Genomic DNA, 7,507 nt, shown 5'->3' with positions numbered 1-7,507 from the left:
GAAGCTCTGCAATGAAATTGCACACAAATTAAATACGCGCCCACGCAAAAGACTTGGGTATAGGACACCAACGGAGTATATTCATGCGCATCTGTAAAAAGTGTCGCACTTCAAACTTGATACTAAGCGTCTTCTGCATCACTTTCGGCCACCATCAGACGAACGCCGCCCATTGCATTTGAATAAAGCCACTGAGTATTCACCGTGTGCTCGTCAGCAATGTGGCTTTCTATTCCGACACTATCTAGGCTTGCTCTCGCAATATGAGCTTCATGAGGAAAAGAAAACCTTGCTACTACAATCACATATTACTCCTTGTGGAAAAACGCTCTCGTAAGGTATAAGCTACGCGAATTGAAAGCGCCACGTGTAGCGTTTCTTTTCAAACAGTTTAGTAGCCCACTACAGACTAGTACATATACCCTAACCAATCTATATGACCAACAGCCCAAGTTTTGCCGCTGATAGGTTTAACATATAAATCATCGACTTGCTCTATAGCAACACCGTAATTTTTATGTTCATGAACTCGCAACCAAGAACTTAGAGAGTTAAGGCGCACATAACCATTAGCCACATAAAAACGATCCAAATCGGAGACTAAAATGATGAAGTCGACATCTTTAGTTGACGCATACTCGCTGAGTTGAGACAACATTGTTGTGCCAATACCTTGTCTTTGAAGTTTGCTCTCGACACAAAAATCACTCACACCTAATACTTTATAAATTTCATCACCGACGCGAACAACTCTGTAGTCTAATCCCATGTAACCAACTAAGTGATCACCTTCGTACTTCAAAGCTCTCATATGTGGGAGTTGCTTATAGTAAGAACGAGCAACCTGATGTTCAGGAAACGACTTGTTTCTCAGAGCTTCAATTGCATTATGCTGCGCTTTAGATAACTCGATTTCTGGGTAAATATCCATATTTGACCTTTGAGGGCTAATGACCTGTTAAAGGGTGATCAACACAATACCGAAACTCCCGCATGCTGCCTTAATCACTGAGCTCAACGCATAGTTAAAATGCCACGCATTGCGAATCTATCTTAAACGCTATGTTATGCGCGTGGTTAATACATACCTACATAACCGTCCAACTTGCGAATTACCCCAATCCAACGCTCGATATTTGGGTAAGTTTCTAGGTTAAAACCACCCTCATCTGCGACATGGGTATAAGCATACAGTGCGATATCAGCAATAGAAATATTATCACCAACTAAGAACTTTGTTTTTGACAGCTGTAGCTCCATGATTTGTAGTGCTTTATGGCCACCTGATTGTAGTGATTTATATTCTTCTAGACGGTGCTCCGGCATACCTTGATACTTCTGAATAAAACGCGCTACTGCAATATAAGGCTCATGAGAGTATTGCTCGAAGAAAAGCCATTCGTACATTTTTGCTTTTTGATAACTGTCCTTAGGTAGATAAGGTGTATTTTCTGCAAAGTACCCCAATATTGCATTGGACTCACAGAGTACTCGACCGTCATCCAGAACGACTGTTGGGATTTTTCCATTCGGATTTAGGGCTAAAAATTCTGTTGTTTTAGTCTCGTTATCTAAGATATTAACGTGTTTCCATTGGTGCTCAATGCCAAGGAATGACAATAGTAATTTTACTTTTAAGCAGTTACCTGACTGCAAATCTCCATATACAACCATTAAACTCTCCATGTTTCAATTCGTAAAAGCGCATAACGCGCAGTTAAAGCTCGAACTACGCTACCACCCAAACTAAACGATTTTGCCTTAAACACGAAACCCAACCTTGAACTGAAAATGCCAAGCGTTGGGAATCATTCTTGAACAGTTTGTTACGTCGCTACATTTCGCCCGATTTAATTTTGAACTGAGCTTCATTAACCGACTGTTTCCCAAACAGTAAATCCATCATCGCGATGATTCGTTTATTGTCATTTCCCCACTTATCTGAATTGGCACTATTTGGCGCTTTGAACTCTACTTCGCCAACTTTTTTACTGTTTTTATATGCCTTAACTTGGGCATCTGCAATAAACGTTCTAAAGTCCCAACTCCAGCGCGATACATAAGTCAACGTAAGTTCAGAGCTCTTAGGAAGAGTTCCATCACTTACAACCGTACATTTATGTGCTGTATCCAAACACCATTCTTGTACCGAGTCCAAGAAAACATCTCGTGTGGCGTCATCTTTTACAATAGTAATTTCCTTGCTCTGGTTCTCTTCCGAAATAGCTTTAACTGTATATTTTGGCGCTGCGCATGCCGCCAGTAGAATAGGCAAGCTAAGAATGATTAGTTTCTTGTACATTTTACATCTCTTTTAATAAATTTATAATTGTAAATGAATTTCAAGTGGCTGCATAACGCCACGTTAAGGGGTGAACAACGCAAGCCACCAAACCTAACTTATTGTGCCATAAACACAAAAGCTAAACTTAGAACCCAAATTGCCAAGCGTTGAGAATCCCTCTTGAGCAGTTTGTTAGTCGCGAGGCACCGAGCGGAGTTTCAACCAAAAATAGGCTCTCGATTACCCTACTCTGCCAGCACCAAAGAATAAAAAAACCGCTAGAACAATTGCAAAACTTTGGACCTAAAACAGCTGAAACTGAGTTTTGACCATCGACGGTGAGCCTGTGTACCAAACAAGCAGCTTCCAAATTTTGAGCTTAGAAACATGATTTTGATTGCTAGCTTTCTCTGGCGACTGACGCCTTGTTAAGGTGTGAGAGACTCAATACTGAAACCGCCGCACACCACCTTAAACATTAAACGCAACGCATAGTAAAAATGCCACGCGTTGCGAATCACTCTAAAATACTTTGTTAGCTGATAAGCCACACCTGTCGTGAGGATAAAACTTTTTCAATATATAATCCCACTCAAAAGCAGTATCTTACGCGCCCTTTAAAACAAACCATACTAAATTATGAGCATAAAAAACTTTCTTGTTGGCGCAACAATTCTACTTTCTCTTGGCGGCTGTGCTACAGCATATCAAAACCAAGGTTTCACTGGCGGCTACTCAGAAACACAACTCGACGAAAACGTTTTTGTAGTAAGTTTTGAAGGAAATGGCTACACAAGCAAAAAGAGAGCAGCAGCTTTCACTATGCTACGTTCAGCAGAGCTTGCTGTAAGTAATGGTTATGAGTTTTTTACCATTATTGATAGTGATAGCTACACAACAAATAGTACCTATACAACTCCAACAACAAGTCATACAGCCGCAAACGTATCAAGTTTTGGTAACTTTGCAACTGGTACAGCTACGACTACGTTTAGTGGTGGTCAAACATACGCAATTTCCAAACCTAGCAATACAAACACAATTGTGATGTTTAAAGAACGACCTGCGAATGTATTTACATATAACGCAAAATTCATTGTGAAGTCGTTAAAAGCTGAGTACGGAATCGAATAACGGATTACTCTAGCATGGACGCTTGACAGCTAACGCCGCATTAAGGTGTGAGCAACACAATACCGATGCCGCCGCATTGCGCCGTAAACACAAAACTCACTGCAAACCAAAACTGCCACGCGTTGCGAATCACTCTTAAACAGTTTGTTATGTGCGTTGTTCTTGGCTGAACTCGATGTTATTCCCTGCTAGTTTAGTAAATAATTTTTCAAAGAACTCTCGCTCCGAATGTTCTACTCTACGCTCGAAAATTACTTCTTTGATTTTTACATTTACGTACTTTTCATGCTGCACGAACACCCTATACTCCTTTTCATAATCCCAAACTTCAAGTTTATGAGAAAAGCTCTGAGTTAGTTGACTTAGCCCGTCATACTCGATTTTTCTGATATCGTATGTATCACTGTCAATTTCAACACCTATCGCGATTCCATTATGTCCATTAGCATAGTGAGCCCACATTAAAGTGTTATCTGCAATTTCGGAGAGAGACACTATACCATATGAACGTTTTTCGCCTTTCAATGCAGATTTAAACTCAGAACTTAACCTGCCCGAACGTTGAAAGTAATGTCCCTCCATCGGATCATTCATATCCGTATATGGAGCAGCGTATAATCTGCCGTTCATAAAAATATCGATTAGAAACTTTAGGTTATCTCAGCTTCTATATTTGTAGTAGATCATCAATTTCTCCAAGCACATAACGCTGCATTAAGGGGTGAACAACGCCACCACCCAACCTAAGCTATTGTGCCGTAAACACTAAAGTTGATTCAAACCAAAACTGCCAAGCGTTGTGAATCCCTCTTGAATGCTTTGTTAGTTGCCAAACCTAAAGCTTTGATTTGATGTTAATTGCCGCTTTGCCAACACTGTCTTTGCGTATTTCAGAAAACTCAAATCAGGCGCAGTTTCCAAGCGCCTGTCACTGAAACCACTTGGAACATACAACGCCGTAGAAAACGAGCTAACAACACCAAAAAGCGCCTTTGGGCAAACAATGTTACAGAGCTAACTTTCAACATATAAATCGGTTTCTGAAATAGAGAATACAACCACAAAAGAAACCAACGCGCGATTTTACAAACCCAAATAACTAGAAATTGAAATACAAAAACCGAGCCAAAAACACACGAACATTAACCCTAAACATTCTGCTTTAGCTGCGTTTTTCTCGTTGGCAACTAACGCCCTGCTAAGGGGTGAACAACGCAATACCGAAGCCGCTGCATACCACCTTAATCACTAAAATCAACGCATAGTAAAAATGCCACGCGTGCCGAATCACTCTTGAACAATTTGTTATACGAATTTCTTCAGTGCCAACACTTGCTGTTCAAATAACTCACAATCTGACTTTGAGTATGACTTAGCTACATTAACCCATTGAACGCCCGTTTCATCTATGTGGCGAAACTCGACTTGAAGTGCATATTTAGAACAACGAAAAAGAGCAAAAACCAAACCTACAACCGTCAGACTAAGAACTAAAACTAGTAGCCATTGTGGCACCTCTTCCAACCTTGGAATAACTAACCAAACTGCCCCTGAAAAAACACACACCCAGAATAAAACTTGACCTAAATTATCAAGAAAACTTAACTTTTTAACCCTAACATTGTTTATCTTAGACAAAGGATATGAGTCTTTCTTAAACCTGAACTCTTTTGAATCCAAGTTAAAATCAGTACTTTTGTACATAATTTCCCTCTATTCGTATAACGCCCGCTTAAGTGGTGAGCAACACTACCACGACACTTAAATATTACACCGTAAACACAAATGCCAAATAAAACCAAAAACGCCGAGCGTTGCGAATCCGTCTTGAAGCGTTTGTTAAGTTACGATTTCACCTGTTCGATCAACCAATTAAAATTGTCTACCAAAAAGGCAGATTCTGTTATGTCAACTTTACGAACAAACCTTTGCATATTTCTATCCAAATCTGTTCTTCTTTCCGATTTGTGTCGAAGTTGTTCAATATGATTTTTGTTCAGTCTAAACTGAACCAGAAAACCATTTGCCATAAAAAAGAACAATACATCCTCGTTATCACTGTTACGGACGGGATTGAGCATAATATTTTTAATAGCGTTGTCGTCAATACGAGATGATTTATCAATTACACGGAACATTGTGATAGTGATGAAGTCATCAAGAGAAAGACTGCCACCCAAGTGTAAGCAATTAGCCCAAATGCATTGTTGTAGAATCTGATCAAAATCCCCAAGTTCTATGCTGGAGAACTCCTTTAGAGAAGAAATTGACGCTCGCCATAAGATACTCAAGTGATACAAATACCACTTTTTATAGTCGAACTTCTTGAACTCAATGTGTTCTTTGCACTTTACTACATTCTTTGGATTCTTCGTTAAAGCAGTTCCATATTGCTCATAATTCACGCTAAGAAACTGTTCGCAGTCTCGACAAAGTTGTTTCTCTTTAGGATCAACGTTACGGTAAACAGGTTTTGTATGTTCTTCAAAAACATATAACTGGGACTCACCTGCTTTAACTGATTTAAATACAGAGCTAGGGACTATATGCGATCGCTGAAGAATAGCTTCCTTATTGCATAGGCGACATATTTCCATTTTCACGTAGTCCCCCTAGTAACTTAACGCCCTGTTAAGGGGTGAGCAACGCAATACCGAAGCTCTCGCATTCCACCTTAATCACTAAAACCAACGCATAGTAAAAATGCCACGCGTTGTGAATCACTCTTAAACAGTTTGTTAGTGTGATGGAGTTAAATGATTTAATACTGAGTGATACCAACTTTCTAAAAAGTTGAAAGCAACAACCGTAAGCCTGATACAAGCATCATGACTAAGAGTTATATAACCTTCATTAACGTCGATACCGTCGTATCGGGAAGCTAATTGTTTTACTACATTGGCTTTAGAAAACCCCTCTATGCAAGAGTCATTGTGAACGATACAATTTCGTAGTTCGATTAATCCTTTAACATCTTGGAGATTTGACGGATTTTCTGGTGCGGTAACACCACAAACTGTCGAGCAATACTTAATAAATCTTTCAATAGCACTACCTTTTAGATCATTCCATTTTAGTTGCTGATCGGTTGCTACCTTGAGCTGATTACAAAATGCAGAGAATTCCCGTTCGAGAACAATTAGTACAGTAACAATATGGCTTTTTCGATTAACGTCAGGAAAACAGTCATGAATAAGACCGTCAGAATTACTACCAAACTCAATACTTTCTGTTTTCTCAAGTATTAATAATAAGTCTTGTACATAACAATCCAAATCCACCAAACTACCGAAAAACTGAGTCTCATGAGGTATATTCAAAGGTATTTCCTCTTAATCAAACTAACGCCCTGCTAAGGGGTGAGCAACGCAATACCCAAGTCGCCGCAAACCACCTTAATCACTAAATTCAACGCATAGTGAAAATGCCACGCGTTGCGAATCCCTCTTGAGCAGTTTGTTAGTCGCGAGGCACCGAGCGACAATTTTAAGCCAAACTAAACTTTGCGAACAACAAACTTTATGTACTTTGATGCACTTAAGTCAGGCGTAGTCTCTAAGCGGCTATTCAATGAAACCACTTGGAACAACCAACGCCGCAGAAAACGGACGGGCAACACCAACAAGCGCTTTTGGAAAACCAATCTCACAATGCGGACTTTCAACAAAGTAACTGAAACCACGTGGAACTTACCACACTAGAGAAAACGTCATTTCAGCGAGTAAATCGGCTTTTGTACCAACAAACTCACCGAGCAGAGTTGCAACCAAAAACAGACTCTCGATTGCCCTGTTCTGTCAGCACCAAAGAACAAAACAACCGCTAGGACAGTTACAACACTTTAGACTTGAAACAGTTGAAACTAAGTTTTGACCATCGACGACGCCGCTGCGTATCAAACGATCATCAGCCAAATTTTAAGCTTAGAAACATGATTTTGACTGCTAGATTTTTCTGGCGACTAACGCCCAATTAAGGGGTGAGCAACGCTACCACCCAAACCTAAGGCATTGTGCCATAAACACTTAATTTGAAGTAGAACCAAAAATGCCAAGCGTTGGGAATCCCTCTTAAATTGTTTGTTATGTG

The 7,507-nt window shown here is 39.9% G+C and carries 8 protein-coding genes and 1 pseudogene; 1 reads left to right on the top strand and 8 read right to left on the bottom strand.

Features of this window, described 5'->3' with window-relative positions:
* Window positions 1-125: 125 nt before the first annotated feature.
* From FKN16_RS23685 to FKN16_RS23665, 4 genes and pseudogenes are all read right to left on the bottom strand, one after another.
* Window positions 126-305 (bottom strand): annotated as a pseudogene (locus tag FKN16_RS23685) (DUF2007 domain-containing protein); the annotation flags it as partial.
* A gap of 104 nt (window positions 306-409) precedes the next feature.
* Window positions 410-931, bottom strand: coding sequence for a GNAT family N-acetyltransferase (locus FKN16_RS23680; RefSeq protein WP_170903680.1), 522 nt, complete (start codon window positions 929-931; stop codon window positions 410-412).
* 146 nt (window positions 932-1,077) lie between these two features.
* Complete coding sequence (locus tag FKN16_RS23670) at window positions 1,078-1,674, bottom strand: glutathione S-transferase family protein (protein ID WP_170903679.1); 597 nt, start codon at window positions 1,672-1,674, stop codon at window positions 1,078-1,080.
* Window positions 1,675-1,834: 160 nt separating this feature from the next.
* Window positions 1,835-2,302, bottom strand: coding sequence for an Sbal_3080 family lipoprotein (locus FKN16_RS23665; protein WP_104974033.1), 468 nt, complete (start codon window positions 2,300-2,302; stop codon window positions 1,835-1,837).
* A gap of 621 nt (window positions 2,303-2,923) precedes the next feature.
* Between FKN16_RS23665 and FKN16_RS23655 the strand changes: the two genes are divergently transcribed.
* Window positions 2,924-3,418, top strand: coding sequence for a hypothetical protein (locus FKN16_RS23655; RefSeq protein WP_170903677.1), 495 nt, complete (start codon window positions 2,924-2,926; stop codon window positions 3,416-3,418).
* 147 nt (window positions 3,419-3,565) lie between these two features.
* Here the strand turns inward: FKN16_RS23655 and FKN16_RS23645 are convergent, their stop codons facing one another.
* The 4 genes from FKN16_RS23645 to FKN16_RS23620 form a co-directional block, all read right to left on the bottom strand.
* The gene (locus FKN16_RS23645) at window positions 3,566-4,048 is read right to left on the bottom strand and encodes a DUF2971 domain-containing protein (RefSeq protein ID WP_249370579.1); all 483 of its coding nucleotides are present in this window, start codon (window positions 4,046-4,048) and stop codon (window positions 3,566-3,568) included.
* A gap of 675 nt (window positions 4,049-4,723) precedes the next feature.
* The gene (locus tag FKN16_RS23635) at window positions 4,724-5,122 is read right to left on the bottom strand and encodes a DUF6232 family protein (RefSeq protein WP_017058505.1); all 399 of its coding nucleotides are present in this window, start codon (window positions 5,120-5,122) and stop codon (window positions 4,724-4,726) included.
* A 140-nt stretch (window positions 5,123-5,262) separates the two neighbouring features.
* Window positions 5,263-6,021 carry a hypothetical protein gene (locus tag FKN16_RS23630; protein WP_170903676.1) on the bottom strand — a complete coding sequence of 253 codons (759 nt, stop codon included), beginning with the start codon at window positions 6,019-6,021 and terminating at the stop codon, window positions 5,263-5,265.
* A 135-nt stretch (window positions 6,022-6,156) separates the two neighbouring features.
* Window positions 6,157-6,738, bottom strand: a complete 582-nt coding sequence (locus FKN16_RS23620) for a hypothetical protein (RefSeq protein WP_170903675.1) — start codon at window positions 6,736-6,738, stop codon at window positions 6,157-6,159.
* Between the last annotated feature and the right edge of the window lie 769 nt (window positions 6,739-7,507).

The sequence above is a fragment of the Vibrio sp. 11-4(1) genome, assembly GCF_013048625.1.
GTDB lineage: Bacteria > Pseudomonadota > Gammaproteobacteria > Enterobacterales > Vibrionaceae > Vibrio > Vibrio diabolicus.
This window is presented reverse-complemented; position numbering and strand designations above follow the sequence as displayed.

Bases quoted from the DNA above. Each gene is read 5' to 3' on its own strand.
- FKN16_RS23670 (WP_170903679.1), bottom strand. From the start codon at position 1,674: ATGGTTGTATATGGAGATTTGCAGTCAGGTAACTGCTTAAAAGTAAAA.
- FKN16_RS23635 (WP_017058505.1), bottom strand. From the start codon at position 5,122: ATGTACAAAAGTACTGATTTTAACTTGGATTCAAAAGAGTTCAGGTTT.
- FKN16_RS23655 (WP_170903677.1), top strand. From the start codon at position 2,924: ATGAGCATAAAAAACTTTCTTGTTGGCGCAACAATTCTACTTTCTCTT.
- FKN16_RS23665 (WP_104974033.1), bottom strand. From the start codon at position 2,302: ATGTACAAGAAACTAATCATTCTTAGCTTGCCTATTCTACTGGCGGCA.
- FKN16_RS23645 (WP_249370579.1), bottom strand. From the start codon at position 4,048: ATGAACGGCAGATTATACGCTGCTCCATATACGGATATGAATGATCCG.
- FKN16_RS23680 (WP_170903680.1), bottom strand. From the start codon at position 931: ATGGATATTTACCCAGAAATCGAGTTATCTAAAGCGCAGCATAATGCA.